The organism is Bosea sp. BIWAKO-01, from assembly GCF_001748145.1.
Taxonomy (GTDB): Bacteria; Pseudomonadota; Alphaproteobacteria; order Rhizobiales; family Beijerinckiaceae; genus Allobosea.
The window spans coordinates 5,107,080-5,128,873 of the sequence record NZ_BCQA01000001.1; the positions used below are offsets into that span (position 1 = coordinate 5,107,080).

A 21,794-nucleotide genomic window follows, 5' to 3' on the forward strand; every position below is an offset into this window, starting at 1 on the left:
GCGTCGGTTCAAAGGTCGTCGCGGTGCCACGCCCGTAAGTCGCCGAATATTGGCCGACCTTATCTTCTTCAAATCGACCCGACACCCAGCAATCCTTTTGCTTAACGAAGCGTAATCGGGCGGTTCGTCGGACATGCCGCATGCAAGGGCGCTCACAGTCCTTCATGCGACTCAACGACAGACGCTCGGTGCAGCAGACGCAATTCTTGGGTCTTAACGCAGCACCGTGGGCGGAGCGAGGGTATCATGAAGCTCAATACGCACGACCTTGAGTTCATCCTGAAGCAGATCAAGATCGCCGAGGCCCATACGGCCGGGACGCCCTTGACCGAGTTGGTCGATAATCCGCTGGTGCCCTACGGGCTGCGCACGGTCGACGGCACCTACAACAACATCATCCCCGGCAGGGAATGGGTCGGATCGTCCGACCAGACCATGCCGCGCCTGCTCGATCCGGTCTTTCGCCCGGCAGAGAATGGGCCAGGCGGGGCATCGACGAGCTACCAGCAGACGTCAGGGAACGTCTACGATTCCCAGCCTCGCGTGATCTCGAACCTGATTTCGGATCAGACGATCGGCAATCCCGCCACGATCATTTCCGCACTGACCAATCTTGGGCACGAGGACCCCTATCTGTTCCTGCAGGCACATGCGGGAGTCTATGAGGCTGCCGTGCTGGCCTATGAGGAATGGGAGGCGGCAGACCGCGGCCTCGCGCAAGCGAATGCCAATCTTGCAGTTGCGCAACGCGCAGTCGGACCGGCGCAAGGTCAGGTCGCTGCGGCGCAGGCCGCCCTGGACCTGGCGGTCGCGCAGGGAGCCGATACCGGACCGGCCGTGGCGGCACTCGCCGACGCCCATGCAAGTCTCGCCGTGGCTGTGGGCAATGTCACCGCAGCCGCTGCTGCCGTCGGCCTTGCTACGGGGACCCTGCAGGCCGAAGTGCAGCAGAAACAGGTCGCCTACGACGCGATGACGGATGCGCTGGACGTTACGATGGAGGGCGACACCGTCCTTATCCCGAACGTCGCGCCCGATCTGGGCGACACCGCTCCCTTCAACGGGTTCTTCACGCTGTTCGGCCAGTTCTTCGATCACGGGCTCGATCTGGTCAGCAAGGGCGGCAGCGGCACGGTCTATATCCCGCTCCAGCCCGACGATCCGCTCTACGTTGCCGGCAGCCCGACCAATTTCATGGTGCTGACGCGTGCTCAGAACCAGCCGGGCCCCGATGGTGAGCTGGGCACTGACGACGACGTGCGTGAGCACAACAACGAGACGACGCCGTGGATCGACCTGAACCAGGTCTACACATCGAATCCGTCCCACCAGATCTTCCTGCGGGAATACGCGATGCTGGATGGCAAGCCGGTCGCGACCGGGCGCATGCTGGAGGGGGCGAATGGCGGCCCTCCGACCTGGGCCGACGTCAAGGAGCAGGCGGCCGTCAAGCTCGGCATCCTGCTGACCGATGCCGACGTCCTGCGCGTTCCGGCGGTTCTGACCGACCTCTATGGCGAGTTCATTCGGGGGGGCACCGGCTTCCCGCAGTTGGTCACCGGTACCGGCACGGGCTCCGTCGAGGGAAATCCGAGCGCGCTGGCCGCGGCGTCGGGCGCCCTGCCGGCCGGCCGTGCCTTCCTCAATGATATCGCCCACAGCGCGGTGCCGGGCGGGCTGGTCGATCATGACCGCAACCCGGCAACCGCGCCCATTCTCGTCCTTGCCGATAATGATACCGTTGCCGGAAATCAGATCGCTCTCAACCAGTTCGGGATTGCGACGACCTATGACGACGAACTGCTCGATGCTCACTACATCGTCGGCGATGGTCGCGGGAACGAGAATATTGGCCTGACCTCGGTCCACCATACCTTCCACCATGAGCACAATCAGCGCATCGAGCAGATCAAGACGCAGTTGCTGACAGGCGAGGGGGCTGGCGTCGCCTTCCTGAATGAGTGGCTGCTGACCGATGTCACGGCGATGCCGACAACGCAGGCCGAGATCGATGCGCTGGTCTGGGATGGCGAGCGTCTGTTCCAGGCCGGCCGGTTCTCGACGGAGATGGTCTATCAGCATCTCGTCTTCGAGGAGTTCGCGCGTGCCATCGCCCCCGATGTCGATCCCTTCGTGTTCTCCAACACCACGATGATCGATGCCGGGATCGTCGCCGAATTCGCCCATGTCGTCTATCGCTTCGGGCATTCGATGCTCACCGACACGATCGACATATTCAAGCTCGATGCGAACGGCAATCCCGTCGCGTCGGACATTGCGCTGTTCGACGCCTTCCTGAACCCGATTGCCTTCAATGCGGCCGGTACGACGGCCGAGGCTGCGGCTGCGGCGATCCTGACCGGCATGACCCGCCAGGTCGGCAACGAGATCGACGAGCACATCACCGATGCGCTGCGCAACAATCTTGTCGGCTTGCCGCTCGACCTCGGCGCACTCAACATAGCCCGGGCTCGCGATACCGGCATTCCCTCGCTTAATGAGGCGCGCCGCCAGTTCTACGAAGACACGCATGACAGCCGCGTGAAGCCTTACGAGAGCTGGTACGATTTCGCGCTGTCGATGAAGAACCCTGCCTCGCTGATCAATTTCATCGCGGCCTATGGGACGCATTCCTCATTGCTCGGCAATCTGACGCTCGAACAGAAGCGGGATGCCGCAACCCTGCTGGTCATGGGCGGCGCCAATGCGCCGGCCGACCGCATCGCGTTCCTGAACGGGACTGGCGCCTGGGCGAATGCCGCCAGCGGCGCCACCATCACGGGCCTCGATGCCGTCGATTTCTGGATCGGCGGGCTCGCCGAGAAGAAGATGGCCTTCGGCGCGATGCTGGGGTCGAGCTTCACCTATGTCTTCGAATACCAGATGGAGCAACTGCAGGCCGGCGACCGGTTCTACTACCTCAGCCGCACCCAGGGACTGAACCTTCTGAACGAGCTGGAAGCGGATTCCTTTGCGCAACTCCTGATGCGCAATACGGATGCCGGTGCCAATGGCGCACCGCATATCAATGGCGCGGCCTTCCAGACGGCCACCTACATCCTCGAGATGGATCCGTCGAAGCAGATCACGGGCCTGGGCCTCAACGGCAAGGCGGATCCGACGCATACCAACCCGGTGCTGCAGGCCATCAGTCCGATGGTCATCCGCGACAATCCCGCGACGCCCGGGGCCGACAACAACTATCTTCGCTACACGGGCGTCGACCACGTCGTCCTCGGTGGCACGAGCGGAAACGACATCCTGATCGGTGGTGAGGGTGACGACACGCTCTGGGGCGGGGCGGGTGATGACCGTCTCGAGGGTGGTTACGGCGTCGACCATCTGCACGGCGGAGCCGGCAACGACATCATCACCGACAGCGGCACGGATATCGGCGCGGCCGACGTCATCCATGGCGACGCTGGCGATGACGTCATCACACCCGGTAACGGCCTCGACCTGATCTTCGGCGGGGATGGCAGCGACTTCATCTATGGCGGTACCGAGGGCAAGACCGTCTCGGGCGGCCAGGGCAATGACTTCATCCGCGGCGGAACGGGAGGCAGCTTCCTGGCCGGCAACGAGGGCGATGACTGGATCGAGGGTGGCGACAGCTTCGACACCCTGGCGGGCGAGAACTCCGAGCTGTTCTTCAACTCGACCATTATCGGCCATGACGTGCTCAACGGCCGCGGCAACGACAATGATTACGACGCCGAGTCAGGCGACGACATCATGATCCAGGGCGAGGGTGTCGAGCGCAACAACGGCATGGCCGGGTTCGACTGGGCCATCCATAAGGGCCATAATCAGGCTGCCGTCTCCGACATGGGCATGACCATCTTTCAGAACCAGCAGGACAATATCCTGCGCGACCGGTTCGATCTGGTGGAGGGCCTGTCGGGCTGGAAATACAACGACAAACTCACCGGCCGCGAAGTCGTCATGGGAGCCTTCGACGAAAACGGCAATGCGACGCAGGTCGATCCCGGTGCGCCTCTCGACTCCTACTCGAGCGCCCTGCTCGAGAAGAACCTTTCGCTGATCGCGGGACTGGAGCGGCTGGTCGCGCATCTCGACCGGACGACCGTGACGGTTGCCGGCAAGACCGAAACCATCGTCATGGACACCTCCGACGCGTCCGACATCCTGCTGGGTGGCGGCGGCAGCGACGTGATCGAAGGCAAGGCCGGCAACGACATCATCGACGGCGACTCCTGGCTGAACGTGCGGATCAGCATTCGCGATGACCAGGGCAACGAACTCGCGACGGTCGACACGCTGTCCGACACGATTATCAATGCGCACCCATCGGTTGCGCATTGGAACGGGCGGACACTGCCGGAACTGATGCTGGCGCGGGAGATCATTCCAAACCAGCTCAATATCGTTCGTGAAATCCTCGACGGGAACCAGGCCAACGACGTCGATACGGCGGTCTACTGGGACGTTGCGGCCAATTACCTGATCAGCCGCAATGAGGATGGCAGTGTCACTGTCACGCATGTCACGCAATCCGCGGCGGTGATCGACCTGACCACGGGACGGGCGCGCCTGTCCGACGGAACCGATCGGCTCTTTAATATCGAGGCGCTGAAGTTCGCGGACCAGACCGTAAGCCTCAACCGGCTGGTGACAGGGGCCCTGACCATCACGGGCACCGAGAACCTGCTGACCGCGGACACCTCGGGCCTCAGCGACGCCGATGGCCTTGGCACCTTCAGCTTCGGTTGGCAGTCCTCGACGGATGGCGGCGCCACCTGGAACACGATCTCAGGCGCAGTCTCCGCCAGCCTGACCGTCACGGCCGCTCTGACGGGCCAGCTGATCCGAAGCATTGTGAGCTATGTCGATGGACGCGGCTTCTCCGAGTTCGCGGTATCCGATGTGACTGCGAAGGTCGGCAGCAACACCAATGGCACGGCGGTCGAGCTCATCAACGGAACTGCCGAAGCCAACCTGCTCAATGGCCGGGGCGGCAATGACACGATCAACGGGCTCGCCGGCAACGACATCATCAATGCCGGCGGTGGGGCCGATATCGTCGACGGCGGGGACGGCAACGACACGATCGACGGTGGCGCGGGCAATGACGTGCTTTCCGGCGGAGCCGGGAATGACACGATCATCGGTGCCGCCGGAAACGACACCCTGACGGGAGGCGCCGGCAACGACACGCTCGACGGGGGCGACGGCACGGCCGATGTCGCGGTCTATGCCGGTCCGATCACCGATTACGACATTGCGCTGGATGCGCCCGGCCGGATCGTGGTGACGGGCGCGGCCGAGGGCACCGACACGATTACCGGTGTCGAGCGCTTCTTGTTTGGCGAGACGACCTATACCCAGGTCGTTACTGGCACGAACGGCGCCGACGGGGCCCTTCTCGGCGGGGCGGGCGCTCAGCTCCTGCTCGGCTTTGCCGGCAATGACACGATCATCGGTGGCGCCGGAAACGACGCCATCCATGCCGGGGCGGGCGACGATATCATCGCCTGGGCTGTGGGCGATGGCCGCGATATCGTCAATGGCGGGACGGAAGGTCCCGCCGGCGACACGTTCTCGATCACCGGAGCAATCGGCGCCGAGACATTCCGCATTTATACCCGCGCCGCGGCGGCCGGCTTGGGCGGGATCGGTTATACCGGGACCGCGGAGATCGTGATCACCCGAAGCACCGGGGCGGGCACAGGAACCATCATCGCTGAACTGACCGAAATCGAGGAGATCGTGATCAACGGTGCGCCCGCATCGCCTCCGGGCGGTCCGGTCAACACCACGATCGCCGGCGATACGATCCAGGTCTTCGGCGATTTCACCCAGACCAGCCTCAACCTGAACACCATCACAATCGACGGCACGAGCGGCAACGACACGGTCGACATCTCGGCGCTGAGCTCGGCGCATCGCATCGTCTTCAGGTCGAACGGCGGCAATGACACTATCATTGGCTCGCTCCGGACTCAGGACGTCATCGAGCTGCCGGGTGGCGCGACGCTGGCAGACTACGAGGCGACCGACAATGGCGACGGCACGACGACCCTGTCGAATGGCAGCCACTCGATCACCTTCACCGGGGAGATGCCGGTCATCGACGATGGCGACGACGACGATGATGATGACGACGATGACGGCGCCGGCCATGGCGACGATGACGACGACGATGATTGTGGCTGTGATGATGACGACGATGATGATGACGGGGCCGGCACGGGGACGCCGGCTCCGGGTCCGGGCACCAGCCCTGGGACGCATGTCGGGACGGGGCTGAGCGATGTCCTGATCGGGGCGGCGGGAGCCGACAACCTGATCGGCCAGGGTGGCGACGATACCCTGATCGGTGCGGGCGGCGACGACACGATCTCGGCGGGAGACGGCAACGACTTCGTCGATGCCGGGGAGGGCCGCGACGTGGTCTTCGGCGGCGCCGGCGACGACGTGCTGCTCGGTGGGGCCGGCAACGACCTGATCGAGGGCGAAGCCGGCAACGACCGGATCTTCGGTGGCACGGGCGACGACCGGATCACGGCCGGGGCCGGCGACGATACCGTGGTGGCGGGTGCGGGCAACGACGTGATCGTGGGCTCGATCGGCGACGGCAACGACGTCTATTTCGGCGATGACAGCGACGGCGGCTCGGGCATCGACACGCTCGATCTCTCGGCGATCACGGCGAACCTGACGGTCGATCTCGGCAACGGCCTGCTCGGACGCGGCAGCGCGGTCAGCACGCAAAGCGGCAGCGATACGCTCTGGAGCATCGAGAACGTCGCGACCGGCTCGGGCAACGACACGATCACGGCCAGTGCGGCGGTGAACGTGATGGAGGGCGGGGCGGGCAACGACACCTTCCGCTTCCTGAGCAAGGAGGCGGCGGATGGCGACACCATCCTCGACTTCGAGCCCGGCGATAAGCTCGACCTCTCCGGCATCGACGCCAATGGCGCGCTTGCCGGCAACCAGAGCTTCACCTTGACCAGCGGCCCAGCCTTCACCGCCACCGCCCAGCTGGTGGTCTCCTACGAGACCCGAGCCGACGGCGACTACACCGTGGTCAAGGGCAATGTCGACGCTGACGGCGATGCCGACTTCCAGATCAACCTGAAGGGCAGCCACACCCTGACCGGCAGCAACTTCAACTTCTAGAAGCCGCATCTTCCGGCCGGCGGACCCTGTGTCCGCCGGCCGTCACCACCTTCCCGCACCGCCTTCCTGCCGACTGCTTCTCCATTTGACGGTTTGCGATCATGGCACCTTCCAAGGCACAGACCTCCGCCCGCCGCCGCGATGCCGCGAGGCTGACGCAGGGCTTCCGCTCGGCCTTCCTCTTCCTGTTCGTGATCTCGGGGCTGATCAATGTGCTGGCGCTGACCGGCTCATTCTACATGCTGCAGGTCTATGACCGGGCGCTGACCTCGGGCAGCGTCCAGACGCTGGCGGCGCTCTCGGCCCTGGCGATCGGGCTCTACCTGTTCCAGGGCGCCTTCGACGTGATCCGCTCGCAGGTGCTGGTCCGGGTCGGGGCCAGGCTCGATAAGGATATCGCGCCGCTGGCGCACCGGGTGGCGATCGACATGCCGCGCTTCGGCTTCTCCAGCACCGAGGCGCTGGAGCGCGGGCGCGATGTCGACACGGTGCGCGGCTTCCTCGGCAGCCAGGGGCCGGGCGCGCTGTTCGACCTGCCCTGGATCCCGCTCTATCTCGCCTTCGCCTATTTCCTGCACCCCTGGCTCGGCGCGCTGACGCTGGCAGGCGCGGTGGTGCTGACCCTGCTGACGGTGGCCAGCGAGATCCTGACCCGCCGGCTCAACGGCACGACGCGCCAGGCGGCGATCACCCGCGGCGCGATCGCCGATTCCAATGCCCGCAATGCCGAGGTGCTGAAGGCGATGGGCTTTGCCGACCGGGCGGTCGATCGCTTCAACCTCGCCAACCGCGAGCATCTGGCGCTGCAGACCCGGGCCAATGACCTCGGCGGCAGCCTGGGCGCAGTCTCGCGCGTGCTGCGCATGATCCTGCAATCGGCGATCCTCGGGATGGGCGCCTATCTGACGATCAAGGGCGAGCTCTCGGCCGGTGCGATCATCGCCTCCTCGGTCGCCTCGTCGCGGGCGCTGGCGCCGGTCGATCTCGCGATCGCCAACTGGAAGTCCTTCGTCGCGGCCCGCGCCGCCTTCCAGCGCCTGCGCGAGACGGTGGTGGCGCTGAGCCAGGCGGTGGTGCCGATGCAGCTGCCGGCGCCGGTGGGCGCGCTCAAGGTCGACAAGATCACGGTCGCCGCCCCGGTCTCGGGCCAGGTCCTGCTCAGCGAGGTCGGCTTCGACCTGAAGGCGGGCACGGCGCTCGGCCTGATCGGGCCGAGCGGCGGCGGCAAGACGACGCTGGTGCGGGCCCTGACCGGGATCTGGCCGTGCCTGCGCGGCTCGGTCCGGCTCGACGGGGCCGAGCTGGCGCAATGGCCGGAAGCCGCGCTCGGCCGCTTCATCGGCTATCTCCCGCAGGAGGTCAGCCTGCTCGATGCCAGCGTCGAGGAGAACATCTCGCGGCTCTCGGCCGAGAGCGATGCGGCCGGGGTGGTGGCGGCGGCGAAGGCGGCGGGCATCCACGAGATGATCGTGCGGCTGGCCGATGGCTACCAGACCCAGCTCGGGCCGCAGGGGGCGGCGCTCTCGGCCGGCCAGCGCCAGCGCATCGGCCTGGCGCGGGCGCTCTACGGCAACCCCTTCCTGGTCGTCATGGACGAGCCGAACTCGAATCTCGACGGCGAGGGCGAGAGCGCGCTCAAGGTGGCGATCGAGACGGTCAAGGAGCGCGGCGGCATCGCGATCATCGTGGCGCACCGGCCGAGCGCGCTCGCCGCCGTCGACTTCGTCGGCGTCATCCAGAACGGCAAGCTCGCCGCCTTCGGGCCGAGGAACGAGATCCTGACCCCGGCTTCGACGCAGGTTGCCCCCGCCAGCACGCCGGCAGCACCGCTGCGGATGCCGCCGGCCAGTCCCATCGCAGCTCCCTTCAAGCCTGCGCATGAACGGGTGTCGGCATGATCGCGATCAAGACCCTCAAGGCCCGCGCGCCGGGCGCGCCCACCGCGGAGCAGAGCTACCGCAAGATCACCGACGAGGATGCGGCGCCGTCGCGCTGGCCGGCGCTGGTCGTGCTCGCGCTGACGGCGGTCGCGATCTACGTCAAGAGCCTCTTCCCCAGCCACGCCAAGTCCGATCTCGGTCCGCCCACTGAGACCCCGGGCGAGGATGCGGCTGGGGGAGGCCCCTCGAGGCAGGCGCAGGCCGAGGCCGAGGAGGCGGACAAGGAGGCCGAGGACGAGACCGGGGCGATCAGGAAGGAGGCCGAGGACGACCAGGCGCTCGGCTCCGGCGGCCAGGCTGTGGGCACGGCCGGGCTTGCCGCCTTCCTCGGCATCGATTCCCCGCCGATCGACTATGAGCAGCTGCCGCTGCGCCGGTTCTCGCCGGCCAGGCTCGAGGATGTCTTCGGCAGCGATCCGGCCAGCAACGACAACCTGACGCTCAGCCATGGCGGCGGCCTCTCCGGCAGTGCCGGCGCCAGTGGCCACGATTTCGAGGGGATCGGCTCTGGCGGCGGCGGCGCGGGCGGCCACCATCCCGGCCCGGGCAGCCATCCCGGCCCCGGCGGCGAGAACCCCGGCGGTCCCGAGGGGCCAGGCCTCAACCGGGCCCCGCAGCTGGCCGGCGTCGTCAGCCTGCGCAGCATCGGGCGCTGCGAGACATTGCTGATCACCACAATCGGCCTGCTCGCGGGAGCACGTGACCCCGATGGCGATGCGCTCGCAATCCGCAATCTCACCACCTCCAGCGGCACGCTGACCGCGGTCGAGGGCGGCTGGGAGTTCACCCCGGCGCCCGGCTATTTTGGCCCGGTGACGCTGAGCTACGAGGTCAGCGACGCGACCGTCGCGGTCGCCCAGACCGCGCTCTTCAGCGTCGTCGAGTTCATCGAGATCAACGGCACCTCCGGCGATGACGGCCTGACCGGGACCGAATGCGCCGACCTGATCGACGGGCGCGACGGCAACGACGTGATCGATGGCCGCGGCGGCTCCGACATCCTGCATGGCGGCGCCGGCAACGACTTCATCCGCGGCGGCGCCGGTCATGACCTGATCTATGCCGGCCGCGGCAACGACATCGTCTATGGCGGCACCGGCAACGACACGATCTATGGCGGCGACGGCGACGACCGGCTCTACGGCGAGGATGGCGACGACATCATCTATGGCGAGGCCGGCAATGACACCATCGTTGGCGGCAAGGGCAATGACCAGCTCTCCGGCGGCGACGGCAACGACGTGATCCAGGGCGGCGAGGGCGACGATACGCTGGATGGCGGAGAGGGCGATGATACGCTCGAAGGCGGCGAGGGGAACGACGCGCTTGAAGGCGGCACGGGCGACGACTGGCTCGATGGCGGCGACGGCGATGACCAGCTCTCCGGCGGCGCCGGGAACGACACGATCTATGGCGGTGGCGGCGACGACATCCTCGATGGCGGGGCCGGCAACGACTGGATCGATGCCGGCGACGGCGACAACACCGTCTTCACCGGCGACGGCAACAACAGCGTCCGCACCGGCAACGGCAGCAATGTCGTCATCGGAGGCGCCCATGTCGATATCGTCCAGTTCGGCGCCGGCCAGGACACCGCCCGCCTCGGCGGCGGCGATGACGTTGCGGCCGGCGGCGGCGGCAACGACCGGCTCTTCGGCGAAGCCGGCAACGATACGCTCTCCGGCGATGACGGCGACGATGTGCTCGACGGCGGTTCCGGCGACGATCATCTCGCCGGCGGCAGTGGCAACGACCGCATCTTTGGCGGCACCGGCAACGACATCATCGACGCAGGCGAGGGGGATGACGAGGTCGAGGGCGGCGAAGGCGACGACATCGTCTTTGCCGGCGCCGGCGACGATCGGGTCAAGGGCAATGCCGGCAATGACCGGCTCTTCGGCGAGGCAGGCGACGATCGGATCGAAGGCCATGACGGCAACGACGTCATTGATGGCGGCACCGGCAATGACTGTCTGCTCGGCGGGGCCGGCAATGACGTGATCCAGGGCGGGGCCGGCAATGACCGGATCGAAGGCGGCAGCGGCGCCGATACGCTCGATGGCGGCGCGGGCGCGGACCGGGTCGAAGCCGGGTCAGGCAATGACGTGATCATCGGCACGCTCGATGCTGCGGCCGATTGCTATGATGGCGGCGAAGGCTGCGACACTCTGGATTATTCCCGGGCGACGCAGAGCATCGACATCAACCTGGTCGAGGGCAAGGCGGTCAGCGTCGAGATCGGCGAGGACGGGTTCTCCAGTATCGAGGCGGTGATCGGCGGCAGTGGCAATGACCACTTCACCATCGGGGCCGACGCGGTGACGCTGTCGGGCGGGGCGGGCGACGACACCTTCTCGTTCGACGTGCCTTATGACGAGGACGATCGCGACCTGATCCACCAGATCCTCGATCTCGAAGCCGGCGACCGCATCCGCATCAAGCAGTACCAGATCCGCAAGCACGACGATGATGATGATGATGATGACGACGGCGGAAGCGGTTCCGACGACGATGCCTTCGATCGCACCTATGGCGACGATGGCGACGATTCCGGCCGGCCCTTCCGCTTCCGCATCGAGAAGATCGGTGACAACGACCGCACCTATGTCGATGTCTATCTCGAGCAGAACGACGAGAAGGACTACTCGATCGAGATCCAGGGCAGTCACAGGCTTTATTACTATTGACCTCGGTGCGAGGCCGCAGGGCCTCGCATTCCGGGCCGGCCGACGGGAGAGACGACCATGACCAGGCGCACTATCGCATCGCAGGCCGGCGGGGATGCCGGGCAGGAGCGCGAGCCGAACTTCGGCCTTGGCCGGCATATGCTCGCCGGCACGGCGCTCGCCCTGCTGCTGGTCGTCGGCTGCGGCGGCTGGGCCGTGAGCGCCAACCTCAACGGCGCCGTGATCGCGCAGGGCTCGGTCAAGGTCGACCAGAACCTCAAGGAGGTGCAGCACCGCGACGGCGGCATCGTCCAGGCGATCGCGGTGCGCCAGGGCGACCGGGTCGAGGCAGGCCAGACCCTGTTCTGGCTCGACGATGTCCAGACCAAGGCCGAACTCTCGATCATCCGCTCGCAGCTCGGCGAGAATCTCGGCCGCAAGGCCCGCCTGATCGCCGAGCGCGACAGTCTCGCCGCGATCACCTTCTCGGCCGAACTCGCCAAGGTCTCCGACGAGGCTGATCAGATCATCCAGGGCGAGACCCGGCTGTTCGACGGCAACCGCACCAACCGCGAAAGCCGCAAGGAACAGCTCGAGATCAGCATCGTCCAGTCCGGCGAGGAGGTGAAAGGCCTCGAGGCCCGCAAGGTCGCCAAGGTCGAGGAGCTGCGCCTGGTCGAGCTCGAGCGCAACAAATATCTCGGCCTGTTCGAGAAGGGCTTCATCGACGGCACCAAGGTCTACAACATCAACCGCGAATGGGCCCGCCTGCTCGGCGAGCGCGGCGAGATCGAGGCCTCGATGGCCCGCGCCCGGCTGCGCATCAGCGAGGCCCGCATCCAGATCATCGCCGTCGACGAGACCGCCCGCACCGAGGCCCAGCGCGAGCTGCGCCAGGTCGAGGCCAAGGTCTCCGAGCTCAGCGACCGGCGCCTGGCCAGCGAGGACCGGCTCTCGCGCTCCGAGATCCGCGCCCCGATCGCCGGCCTCGTCAACGAGTTGACCGTCTTCACCGTCGGCGGCGTCATCACCCCGGCCGCGCGCCTCGCCACCATCGTGCCCGGCGAGGCCAGGCTCACCGTCGAGGTCAGGATCGCGCCGACCGATATCGACCAGGTCAGGATCGGCCAGCCCGCCCGCCTGCGCTTCTCCGCCTTCGCCAAGAACGCGACCCCGGAACTGCCGGGCAGCGTCAGCCATCTCTCCCCGGCAACCACCCGCGACCCCACCACCGGCGCCAACTTCTACACCGGCGAGATCCAGATCGACGGCGATCTCGTCGCCGCCCTCGGCGATCGCAAGCTCCAGCCCGGAATGCCGGTCGAGGTCTTCATCACCACCGAGGAACGCACCGCGCTCTCGTTCCTGACAAAACCCTTCGCAGACCACGCCAACAGGATCTTCAAGGAACGCTGAAACAGGGCCGATACGAGGGGCTGAGGGCGCCGTTGACCGGGCGGCGCCCCTAAGCTCGTCGCGTCAGTTCGCCCGAGTCCATTTCACCGAGCGGCAGATGATACCGCCGAGCACACAGCCCGAGGTGGTCAGCGCATCGCCGGACAAGGACATCGTGCCGGAATAGGTCTTGCCATCCTCCGGATTGAAGGCGCTGCCGCTCCATTTCCCGGCGCCGCTCGGCTTCATGTCGTAGAAGATGCGCTGCCCGACCTTGGCGAGGCCGTTCGTGTCCTTCAGCCAGGCCAGTGTGCCGCACATCGCCTCGCCGCATTTGACAAAGCGTACCCGCGAGGCGCCGGTATCGCGCAGCCATGTGCCGCTGACATCCTGTGCCAGCGCGGAGCCGGTGCCGGCGAGCGCCAGGGTCGCGAAGCCGAGCAGAACGGCCTTGGCCGAGATCTTGTGAAAGCGCATGTGATCCTCCCGTTTCGGCCAGCTATGGCCGTATGGTTCAGATATGAACTATATCCAAGCCGGCTTTCACTTCAAGCAGGGGACACATTGGGCCTGATGGACGGCTCCCGCCGGACCGACACAGAGCGGGACAGGCAAACGAAGCCGGCCGGGCAGCCTTGTAGGGCGGGGAGGCGGCAGCTATAAGCCGCCGCATTCTCCAGATTGTCCCTAAGGAACCAACGATGGCTGTCCAGCGTACCTTTTCCATTCTCAAGCCCGACGCGACACGGCGCAACCTGACCGGCGCGGTCAATGCGGTGATCGAGAAGGCTGGCCTGCGCATCGTCGCGCAGAAGCGCATTCAGATGACCAAGGGCCAGGCCGAGACCTTCTATGCCGTCCACAAGGAGCGGCCCTTCTTCGGCGAGCTGGTCGAGTTCATGACCTCCGGCCCGGTCGTCGTTCAGGTCCTGGAAGGCGAGAACGCCATCGCCACCTATCGCGACGTGATGGGCGCCACCAACCCGGCGAATGCCGCCGAGGGCACGATCCGCAAGCTCTTCGCCCAGTCGGTTGGCGAGAACACGGCTCACGGTTCGGATGCGCCGGAGACCGCCGCGATCGAGATCGCGCAGTTCTTCGCCGGTAACGAGATCGTCGGCTGACGCAGCGCGACTGCTGATCGTCTTCGAACGGCGGAGCCAGCGGCTCCGCCGTTTTCGTTCGTGGAACTATTTGAAGCCGAGATCGAAGGCGTAGCTGGCGGAGATGCCGACCGTAAGCGAATCGCGCGAGCCGTACGGCTTGACGATCGGCGACCTGGTCGCATCGCCGACAAGGTGCTTGTACTCGAGATAGGCGGTCGTCTGCAGTTTCTCGGACCAGTTATAGGTCACCTGCGCAATCGCGCCGACCGAGTGCACCCCGGCATTGTAACGCTGCAGCAGGCCGCCTGTGCCTGCGTAGTTGCCGCCGAAATAGGTCCGGACATAGTCGGCCCCGACAACGCTCATGCGCGGGCCGGCGCCGATCGTCCAGGCCCCGATCTTCTGGAAGGCATCGATCTTGAAGTCGGCGACGAGCGCGTCATGCGTGATCACGCCACGGCGCAGGTCGACGCGGCCGCGCAGCCAGGAGGTCGGATAGAACTCGATGAAGCCGCCGAGCTCGGCGCCGAACTTGACGTCCGGCATGCCGATCAGCGCACGGTTGGTGCTGGCCTTGCGCTCCCAGAGCAGGTTGCCGGAGAAGCCGGCGCGCCAGGCCTTGCCCGAGAAGAAGCCGATGCTGATCGCATCGTCTTCGGATGACCACCAGGTGCTCTTGGTGCCACGCGCCAGGTTCACGATCGCCCGCGGCCGGAAGACGTAGTCGTTCGAGCCGGAATAGTCCGGCGTGTAGCGCAGGCCGCCTCCCAGGGTCAGGTGCCAGTTCTGGACGGATTCGGGGGAGGTGAGGGTGGTGTAGTCACTGGACTGGGCTTGAGCTGAGCCGGCAGGCGACAGGCAGAGACTGGCCGCCAGGCCGGTCAGAAACGCAACGCAACGCATTATCGAACTCCGGCGCGACGGCGCCTTGGCAAGCGGAAGTTCCGACAATCTGAAGCGTTATCGTTAATCCCGGGTTGACGCCGCCGGCATTGACCGCAAAAGCGCGGCGCGTCACCAGTAGCGGGCCGAAGGATCATCCATGACCGAACTGCCCCACATCACGCATCTTCCGTCAGTCTGCCCGCATGACTGCCCTTCGGCCTGTTCGCTCGAGGTCGAAGTGATCGACGGGCGCAGCATCGGGCGGGTGCGTGGCAGCAAGCGCCAGAGCTACACCGACGGCGTGATCTGCGCGAAGGTGGCGCGGTATTCCGAGCGCATCCATCATCCGGACCGGCTGCTGCACCCCTTGCGTCGCACCGGACCGAAGGGCTCCGGGCATTTCGAGCGCATCTCCTGGGACGAGGCGCTGGACGAAACCGCACGCCGCCTCCTCGCGATCGAGGCCGAGCACGGCGCCGACGCCGTCTGGCCCTATTACTATGCCGGCACGATGGGGCTGGTGATGCGTGACGGCATCAACCGGCTGCGCAACGTCAAGCGCTACTCCGGCCAGTATTCGACGATCTGCACCACGATGGCCTGGACCGGGTTCATCGCCGGCACGGGCCGGCTCGCCGGTCCCGATCCGCGCGAGATGGCGAAATCGGACTGCGTGGTGATCTGGGGCACGAACGCCGTGCACACCCAGGTCAATGTCATGCATCACGCGATCAAGGCGCGGAAGGAGCGCGGCGCCAAGATCGTCGCCATCGACATCTATCACAACCCGACGCTGGCCCAGGCCGATCTCGCATTGGTTCTGCGCCCGGGTACCGATGGCGCGCTCGCCTGCGCCGTCATGCATGTCCTCTTCCGCGACGGCCATGCCGACCGCGACTATCTCGCGCGTTACACCGATGCGCCCGCCGAACTCGAGGAGCATCTCGCCAGCCGCACGCCGGAATGGGCGGCTGCGATCACCGGGCTCGAGGTCGGTGCGATCGAGGAATTCGCGACGCTGGTCGGCACCCGCAAACGCAGCTTCTTCCGCCTCGGCTATGGCTTCGCACGCCAGCGCAACGGTGCGGTGAACATGCATGCGGCGCTCTGCGTCCCGACGGTGACTGGCGCCTGGCAATATGAAGGCGGCGGCGCCTTTCACTCGAACAGCGGCATCTATCAGTGGCGCAAGAGCCTGATCGAGGGCCTGGATGTCCGGGATCCCCGCATCCGCCAGCTCGACCAGTCGCAGATCGGCAGGATTCTGACCGGCGATGCCGAGGCCTTGCACCAGGGCGGGCCCGTGAAGGCGCTCTTCATCCAGAACACCAATCCCGTCTCGGTTGCGCCCGAGCAGGAACTGGTCAAGAAAGGCTTTGCCCGCGACGACCTGTTCACGGTCGTGCACGAGCAGTTCATGACCGAAACCGCAGCCATGGCCGACATCGTGCTGCCGGCGACGCAGTTCATGGAACATGATGATCTCTACCAGGGCGGCGGGCATCAGCACATCATGTGGGGCGGCAAGCTCGTCGAGCCGCCCGGCGAGTGCCGCTCGAACCACGAGGTGATCTGTGCGCTTGCAGAGCGCCTGGGTGCCGAACATCGCGGGTTCGCGATGACGCCGCGCGAGATCGTCGACTGGACGCTGCGCGAGACCGGCCGCGGCACGCTGGACGAGCTGATCGCGGCGGATTTCCATGACATCCAGCCGGGGTTCGATCGCGCCCACTATGTCGACGGCTTCGGCTATCGCGACGGCAAGTTCCGCTTCAAGCCGGACTGGCCCAAGGTGCCCAATGCCAATGCCGGCCCGGTCGGCCCCTATGGCCAGATGCCGGGCTTTCCCGATCATTGGGGCGTGATCGAAAACACGGACGAGGCGCATCCCTTCCGCCTCGCGACCAGCCCCGCCCGCAGCTTCCTCAACTCGACCTTCACCGAGACGCCGAGCTCGCAGAAGAAAGAGGGGGGACCGACCTTGATGATGCATCCGCAGGATGCGGAGGGGCTCGGCATTTTCGATGGCGGCGAAGTCGTCATCGGCAACCGGCGCGGCAGCGTGCATCTGACGGCTAAATTCTTCTCCGGCGTGGTGCGCGGCGTCGTCATTGCCGAATCGATCTGGCCGAACGCAGCGCACAAGCATGGGCGCGGCATCAACACCATCACCGGCGCCGATGCGGTCGCTCCCTTCGGCGGCGCCGCCTTCCACGCAACAAAGTGTGGATCAAGAAGGCGTGACTGATCGGCCACTTGACCTTTACGGAGGGCTGTGACCATTCCGCCGCGCGCGGGCGAGGCATGGATGATGCTTGCCCCGGCATGGGCATGTCTCAAAGGAACTGCGGAATCATGAAGATGCGGCGGATAGGTGCGGTCGTTCTGGCCGGTGGGCTCCTGATGATGGCTGCGGTTTCGGCCCAGGCCGCGAGCGGCACGAGCGCCTTGCCGCCGCCCGATCCGACCGCCAAGAACCTGACGCCCTACATGATCCAGCTTCGGGCCTTCGATGCCTGCCTGGTCACCCAGTCGCAGCTGATGGGCACGACACGCGAAGCCGTCCACACACCTTGCAGCTGCTATGCCAAGGGCACGGTCAACGCGATGACCAAGGACGAGATCCAGGCCTTCCGCGAAACCGGCTATTTCAACGACAGCGCCCGCGCCAAGGGCTACGATTTCATCGATCGCTGCAAGCTCAGGCGGCCGAGCTGATCAGCTCCCGGTCGGCGAAATAGCGCGCCCTGATCCGCGCCGCATAGGCGACGAGATTGGGGTGGCTCTCGATCAGGCCGCGGATCGGCGACTCGAAGAGCGTGCACAGCCCCGAGGCCAGGAAGGCGCCGAGCGTGGCGTCCGCGCCGCAAGGCTCGCTGCCCATCAGATAAGGCCGCTCGCCCAGAATCGCGGCGGCGGCTCCCAGCGCATGCCGGGCAAGTTCCGCCTGTTCAACCGGGCTGTGGCGCCCGGTGCCCTGGCCCTTCAGCGTGCGCTGAACCTGACGTTTGACCATCGCGGCAACGAGCGGCCGCAACGGCGCCGGCACGACTCTGAAGAACTGGAGCGGGCCGCGGTTGAAATTGCCGTCATTGGCCCAGCGCTCGCTGACCACGAACCAGTAGAGATGATCCTCGAGCATCTTCTCGAGGGCCCAGGCGATGCCGCGCTGTTCCGGCGTCAGGCCCTTGTCGAAGTCGATGCCGTATTTCCGCTCCAGATGCAGTCTGATGAAGGTGCTGTCGGCGATGATCTCGCCGTCATCGAGGATCAGCGGCAGCTTGCCCTTGGGCGCACGCCTCAGATTGCCGGCCTTGCGCTCATGCGGGAGGCCCGACATCTGCAGGAGGATGTCCGCCTTCATGCAGAACGGGCTCGGGTCGGGCAGGCCGAACCCGGGGCCGAAGACCTGTAGCGTGATCATGCGAAATCCCCCATTGGCACAGGCAAGGCGTCGGTTTTCTGCTGACAGACTGCTGACAACTCTTGTCAGCAGAGCTAGAGCATTCTCCTGCCCAACTTGATGCTTGGGAATTCCTCGTCATGCAACGTGCCGAACGTCTGCTCGATCTGATCCAGGGGCTGCGCCGACGTCGCAGGCCGGTGACGGCCGATACCCTCGCCGCCGAGCTCGATGTCTCGGTGCGGACGATCTACCGCGATATCGGCGCATTGATGCGCCAGGGCGTGCCGGTGCGCGGCGAGGCCGGCATCGGCTATGTGCTCGACGCTGGCTTCGATCTGCCGCCGCTGATGCTCTCGCCGGATGAGATCGAGGCAGTACTCGTCGGCATGCGTTGGCTTGGTGAACGTGCCGACCCGGTGCTGGCACGCGCGGCGGAAGACGTCGTCAGCAAGGTCGCAGCCGTCCTGCCGCCGCATCTGCGGCCGATCCTGCTCGATGGCGCCCTGTTCGCGCCGGCCTATCGCTGCGACCAACCGGTCGATCAGGTCGATGCGGCCAGCATCCGGGCTGCGATCCGCCAGGGCCGCAAGCTCGCGATCCGGTACCGCGACGAGGCCGGGCAGGAGACCGACCGGATGATCTGGCCGATCGGGATGACATTCTACGAGCGGGTGCGGATCGTCATCGCCTGGTGCGAGCTGCGGCAGGCCTTCCGGCATTTTCGTACGGACCGCATCACCGATCTCGTCCCGCGCGAAGAGCGCTATCCGGCAAGACGGGCAGATCTGTTCCGTCGTTGGGAGAAGGAAGAGGAAGAGGCGGCACGGGCCCGATCCTGCCCGATCGATCAGCCGCGCACGACCTCGCCCCCGGCCAGCGTTGCCCTGCCGGAGGCAACCTCCGCCAGCGCCCGCTGATAGAGCGCGTGTTCGACGCCGAGTACGCGCTGCGCCAGGGCATCCTCGTCGTCGCCGGCAAGCACGGGAACCCGGGTCTGTGCGATCACCGGCCCGGCATCGAGCTCCGGCACGACGAAATGCACGCTGCAGCCATGCTCCTTGACCCCGGCTTCGAGAGCCTGGCGATGGGTATGCGTGCCCTTGAACAGGGGCAGCAGCGAGGGGTGGATATTGAGCAGCCGTCCTTCCCAGCGCCTGACGAACCAGGGCGTCAGGATGCGCATGAAACCGGCGAGCGCGATGAGCTCGATCTGGTTGACGCGCAGGATATCGTCCATGGCGCGTTCGAAAGCCTCACGATCCCGACCGAAAGAGCGGTGATCGACGGTTGCGACGGGCACCCCGGCTGCCGCAGCCCGGGCCAGGCCACCGGCCTCGGGCACGTTCGAGAGCACAAGAGCGATCTCGGCCGGATAGTCGCCGGCCTGCGCCGCCTCGATCAGCGCGGCCATGTTGGAACCGCGTCCCGAGATCAGGATCGCGGTGCGACGACGCGCCGGCTGGATCACAGGCTGAGCGTCCCGCGATAACTCACCGGCTCTTCGCCGGCGGCGACCGGAACGATTTCGCCAAGCCGCACCGGTGCTTCGCCGGCGTCCCTCAGGGCGGCCTCGACCTCGCCGGCCTTGCCGGCTTCAGCGGTGACGATCATGCCGATGCCGCAATTGAAGGTGCGAAGCATCTCGCGCTCGGCAACACCGCCGACCTTGGCAAGCCAGCCGAAGACCGGCGGAACCGGAATGGCCGCGAGATCGAGCGCAACGCCGAGCCCTTCGGGCAGCACGCGCGGAATATTGTCGGGGAAGCCGCCCCCCGTGATGTGGGCAAGGGCCTTGATACCCGCCGTCGCCTTCAGCGCGGCCAGCAGCGGCTTCACATAAATCCGCGTCGGCACGAGCAGCGCCTCGGCGAGGCTGGTCTCAGGTGCGAAGGGGGCGGGAGCCTCCCAGCTCAGTCCCGACAGCGCGACAATGCGCCGGACCAGCGAGTAGCCGTTGGAATGGACGCCGGAGGAGAGCAGGCCGAAGACCACGTCGCCGGGCACAAGATCCGCACGCGGCAGCAGCGCCCCGCGCTCGGCGGCGCCGACTGCGAAGCCCGCGAGGTCATAATCCTTCTCGGCATACATGCCGGGCATCTCGGCCGTTTCGCCGCCGATCAGCGCGCAGCCGGCCTGTCGGCAGCCATCGGCGATGCCGCGCACGATCTCGACGCCGACCTGCGGATCGAGCTTGCCGGTCGCATAATAGTCGAGGAACAGCAGCGGCTCGGCACCCTGCACGATCAGGTCGTTGACGCACATCGCGACGAGGTCGATGCCGATCGTCGAATGCCGCCCGCTTTCGATCGCGATCTTGACCTTGGTGCCGACGCCGTCATTGGCGGCGACCAGGATCGGGTCGTTGAAGCCCGCAGCCTTCAGATCGAACAGGCCGCCAAAGCCTCCGATCTCCGCATCGGCGCCGGGGCGGCGCGTGGCCCGCACCAGCGGCTTGATGGCATCGACCATCGCGTTGCCGGCATCGATGTCGACGCCCGCCTGCGCATAGGTCAGTCCGTTCGCTCCTGGCTTGCTCATGGTCCTCGGCTTCCATTCCGTTCGCGCGAGCGATAGGCAAGCCAGCCGCGCGTTGCAAGCCGCTATGACGGATTCGGCCTTGCCGGTGCACCGTTTCGGGCTCTAGCGTCGCACAGGACAGCGCTGCGAATCCGGAAGAGCATGACCCTTCCCAACCTCATTACCATCGGCCGGCTGTTTCTGGTGCCGCTCGTCGTGGTGATGATCACCAATGGACGCTGGGAGACGGCCTTCATTCTCTTCGTGGCGGCCGGCATCTCGGACGCGGTCGATGGTTTCATTGCCAAGCGCTTCGGCATGACCAGCGAGCTCGGCGCCTATCTCGACCCCGTCGCGGACAAGGCGCTGATCGTCTCGATCTACATCACGCTTGCGCTGGTCGGGGCTATCCCGGTCTGGCTGGTCGTCCTGGTGGTCTCGCGCGACCTGATGATCGTCTCCGCCGTGATCCTGTCCTGGGTGATGGAAAAACCCGTCGAGATCGCTCCTTTCGTGGTCAGCAAGCTCAACACGGCCGCACAGCTCAGTTTCGCCGCGCTGATGCTCGGGAGCAAAGCCTTCGGGGTCGATCCCGGGCCGGCGATCGATGTCGGCCAGCTCCTGGTCGCCGTATTGACGCTGGGATCGATGGCAGCCTATCTCGCGTTCTGGCTGCGCCATATGGCGGCCTGACCTGCGGCGAGGGGGCGCGATTGCGTCCGTTTCAGTGCTG

13 protein-coding genes and 1 pseudogene are annotated in these 21,794 nt (G+C 66.1%); 9 read left to right on the top strand and 5 right to left on the bottom strand.

What is annotated here, in order from left to right:
- The first annotated feature begins 246 nt into the window (after window positions 1-246).
- The 4 genes from BIWAKO_RS23955 (at window position 247) to BIWAKO_RS23970 (ending at window position 13,168) form a co-directional block, all read left to right on the top strand.
- Entirely contained in the window at window positions 247-7,146 is a 6,900-nt protein-coding gene (locus tag BIWAKO_RS23955; protein WP_069880785.1) for a peroxidase family protein, read from the top strand.
- 101 nt (window positions 7,147-7,247) lie between these two features.
- Window positions 7,248-9,044, top strand: a complete 1,797-nt coding sequence (locus tag BIWAKO_RS23960; protein ID WP_069880786.1) for a type I secretion system permease/ATPase — start codon at window positions 7,248-7,250, stop codon at window positions 9,042-9,044.
- Window positions 9,041-11,773 (top strand): calcium-binding protein, encoded by a 2,733-nt coding sequence (locus BIWAKO_RS37165; RefSeq protein ID WP_069880787.1) that lies wholly within the window; start codon window positions 9,041-9,043, stop codon window positions 11,771-11,773. The genes BIWAKO_RS23960 and BIWAKO_RS37165 overlap by 4 nt, the downstream gene beginning before the upstream one ends.
- A gap of 57 nt (window positions 11,774-11,830) precedes the next feature.
- A complete protein-coding gene (locus BIWAKO_RS23970) occupies window positions 11,831-13,168 on the top strand; it encodes an HlyD family type I secretion periplasmic adaptor subunit (RefSeq protein WP_069880788.1) in 1,338 nt (445 codons plus the stop codon).
- A 63-nt stretch (window positions 13,169-13,231) separates the two neighbouring features.
- On the opposite strand, the gene BIWAKO_RS23975 is transcribed toward BIWAKO_RS23970, so the two are convergent.
- The gene (locus tag BIWAKO_RS23975; protein WP_069880789.1) at window positions 13,232-13,624 is read right to left on the bottom strand and encodes a DUF2147 domain-containing protein; all 393 of its coding nucleotides are present in this window, start codon (window positions 13,622-13,624) and stop codon (window positions 13,232-13,234) included.
- A 224-nt stretch (window positions 13,625-13,848) separates the two neighbouring features.
- Here BIWAKO_RS23975 and ndk point away from each other — a divergent pair, with 224 nt between their 5' ends.
- Entirely contained in the window at window positions 13,849-14,271 is a 423-nt protein-coding gene (ndk, locus tag BIWAKO_RS23980) for a nucleoside-diphosphate kinase (RefSeq protein WP_069880790.1), read from the top strand.
- A gap of 66 nt (window positions 14,272-14,337) precedes the next feature.
- Here the strand turns inward: ndk and BIWAKO_RS23985 are convergent, their stop codons facing one another.
- A complete protein-coding gene (locus tag BIWAKO_RS23985) occupies window positions 14,338-15,156 on the bottom strand; it encodes a MipA/OmpV family protein (RefSeq protein WP_069880791.1) in 819 nt (272 codons plus the stop codon).
- Between the two features lie 139 nt (window positions 15,157-15,295).
- Between BIWAKO_RS23985 and BIWAKO_RS23990 the strand changes: the two are divergent.
- Window positions 15,296-17,382, top strand: a pseudogene (locus BIWAKO_RS23990) (molybdopterin-containing oxidoreductase family protein).
- Window positions 17,383-17,493: 111 nt separating this feature from the next.
- The gene (locus BIWAKO_RS23995) at window positions 17,494-17,856 is read left to right on the top strand and encodes a hypothetical protein (protein ID WP_069880793.1); all 363 of its coding nucleotides are present in this window, start codon (window positions 17,494-17,496) and stop codon (window positions 17,854-17,856) included.
- Here the strand turns inward: BIWAKO_RS23995 and BIWAKO_RS24000 are convergent.
- On the bottom strand, window positions 17,840-18,562 hold the full coding sequence (locus BIWAKO_RS24000; RefSeq protein WP_069880794.1) for a glutathione S-transferase family protein: 723 nt from the start codon (window positions 18,560-18,562) through the stop codon (window positions 17,840-17,842). The two genes, BIWAKO_RS23995 and BIWAKO_RS24000, sit on opposite strands and share 17 nt — an antisense overlap.
- Window positions 18,563-18,681: 119 nt before the next feature.
- Here BIWAKO_RS24000 and BIWAKO_RS24005 point away from each other — a divergent pair, with 119 nt between their 5' ends.
- Window positions 18,682-19,461: a helix-turn-helix transcriptional regulator gene (locus tag BIWAKO_RS24005; protein ID WP_069880795.1), complete on the top strand. Its 780-nt coding sequence runs from the start codon at window positions 18,682-18,684 to the stop codon at window positions 19,459-19,461.
- On the opposite strand, the gene purN is transcribed toward BIWAKO_RS24005, so the two are convergent.
- Entirely contained in the window at window positions 19,392-19,955 is a 564-nt protein-coding gene (gene purN, locus BIWAKO_RS24010; RefSeq protein ID WP_069882735.1) for a phosphoribosylglycinamide formyltransferase, read from the bottom strand. The genes BIWAKO_RS24005 and purN overlap by 70 nt on opposite strands.
- A gap of 53 nt (window positions 19,956-20,008) precedes the next feature.
- Window positions 20,009-21,082 (bottom strand): phosphoribosylformylglycinamidine cyclo-ligase, encoded by a 1,074-nt coding sequence (gene purM / locus BIWAKO_RS24015; protein ID WP_069880796.1) that lies wholly within the window; start codon window positions 21,080-21,082, stop codon window positions 20,009-20,011.
- 141 nt (window positions 21,083-21,223) lie between these two features.
- Between purM and BIWAKO_RS24020 the strand changes: the two genes are divergently transcribed.
- Window positions 21,224-21,754 (top strand): CDP-alcohol phosphatidyltransferase family protein, encoded by a 531-nt coding sequence (locus tag BIWAKO_RS24020; protein ID WP_069880797.1) that lies wholly within the window; start codon window positions 21,224-21,226, stop codon window positions 21,752-21,754.
- Window positions 21,755-21,794: the final 40 nt, after the last annotated feature.

What these genes read in the sequence shown, in the direction of transcription:
- BIWAKO_RS23955 (WP_069880785.1), top strand. Translation starts at nt 247, where the DNA reads ATGAAGCTCAATACGCACGACCTTGAGTTCATCCTGAAGCAGATCAAG.
- BIWAKO_RS23960 (WP_069880786.1), top strand. Translation starts at nt 7,248, where the DNA reads ATGGCACCTTCCAAGGCACAGACCTCCGCCCGCCGCCGCGATGCCGCG.
- BIWAKO_RS37165 (WP_069880787.1), top strand. Translation starts at nt 9,041, where the DNA reads ATGATCGCGATCAAGACCCTCAAGGCCCGCGCGCCGGGCGCGCCCACC.
- BIWAKO_RS23970 (WP_069880788.1), top strand. Translation starts at nt 11,831, where the DNA reads ATGACCAGGCGCACTATCGCATCGCAGGCCGGCGGGGATGCCGGGCAG.
- BIWAKO_RS23975 (WP_069880789.1), bottom strand. Translation starts at nt 13,624, where the DNA reads ATGCGCTTTCACAAGATCTCGGCCAAGGCCGTTCTGCTCGGCTTCGCG.
- ndk (WP_069880790.1), top strand. Translation starts at nt 13,849, where the DNA reads ATGGCTGTCCAGCGTACCTTTTCCATTCTCAAGCCCGACGCGACACGG.
- BIWAKO_RS23985 (WP_069880791.1), bottom strand. Translation starts at nt 15,156, where the DNA reads ATGCGTTGCGTTGCGTTTCTGACCGGCCTGGCGGCCAGTCTCTGCCTG.
- BIWAKO_RS23995 (WP_069880793.1), top strand. Translation starts at nt 17,494, where the DNA reads ATGAAGATGCGGCGGATAGGTGCGGTCGTTCTGGCCGGTGGGCTCCTG.
- BIWAKO_RS24000 (WP_069880794.1), bottom strand. Translation starts at nt 18,562, where the DNA reads ATGATCACGCTACAGGTCTTCGGCCCCGGGTTCGGCCTGCCCGACCCG.
- BIWAKO_RS24005 (WP_069880795.1), top strand. Translation starts at nt 18,682, where the DNA reads ATGCAACGTGCCGAACGTCTGCTCGATCTGATCCAGGGGCTGCGCCGA.
- purN (WP_069882735.1), bottom strand. Translation starts at nt 19,955, where the DNA reads ATGGCCGCGCTGATCGAGGCGGCGCAGGCCGGCGACTATCCGGCCGAG.
- purM (WP_069880796.1), bottom strand. Translation starts at nt 21,082, where the DNA reads ATGAGCAAGCCAGGAGCGAACGGACTGACCTATGCGCAGGCGGGCGTC.
- BIWAKO_RS24020 (WP_069880797.1), top strand. Translation starts at nt 21,224, where the DNA reads ATGACCCTTCCCAACCTCATTACCATCGGCCGGCTGTTTCTGGTGCCG.